At 66.7% G+C, this 720-nt stretch carries 1 protein-coding gene; it reads right to left on the bottom strand.

Going from position 1 to position 720, the window contains the following annotated elements:
• Positions 1–132: 132 nt before the first annotated feature.
• Positions 133–720: zinc ABC transporter substrate-binding protein (locus tag G7A99_RS22910; protein WP_163144337.1), on the bottom strand; the 588-nt coding region annotated here is incomplete at its 5' end.

The raw sequence follows: 720 nt of genomic DNA, 5'->3' as shown, positions 1-720 counted from the left end.
ATGGCAGCGACTGGCCTGCCACCCGGCGTTGCGGAGCGAATGAGCGTCGGCTCGAAACCGCGGGACGCCGACGACGCATACCGCGATCCGCTGGCAGGGCGCCCCCCTCTCAGAGGGGAGCGCGATGGTGCTTCAACGGGTCTGCGCGCATTCACTCACCGCGTTCGCGAGCTTGCGCAGCAGCTGCGGATACAGCTCGCCGTCGAGCGGCAGATCCGTGCCCAGGGGATCGATCACAATGGAGGTATTGGCCCCGGTGCCACCGAACACGCTCTTCACCAGCTGCGGGTTGAACTGCGGCTCACTGAACACGCAGTCGACATTCTGCTCCACCACCCGGTTACGCAGCTCGTCGACCCGGGCGGGGCTGGGCTGGGACGCGTCGCCCAGGGAAATCGCGCCCACCGCGGAGACGTCGAAACGGTTCTCGAAGTACTGGTAGGCGTCGTGGAATACGACGAAGCGGACATCCTTGGCATCCACGAGCTGCGCCTCCAGCTCGTTCGACAGCGCCTTGATGTCGGCCTTGGAACGGCGGGCGTTCTCCCGGTACGTCCCGGCGTGCTCGGGATCGGCCTTTGCCAGCGTGTCGGCGATGGCATCCAGCCACACCACCGCGTTGGCCGGATCGAGCCAGCCATGCGGATTACTGCCATGGTGGTCATGGTGGTGGCCGCCGTCGGCGTGGTGCTCGTGCTCGTGCTCGTGCTCGTGCTCGTG

It is taken from the genome of Arhodomonas sp. KWT (assembly GCF_010993615.1).
Note: the sequence above shows the minus strand (reverse complement) of the source record. Positions and strands in the feature narration are given on the sequence as shown.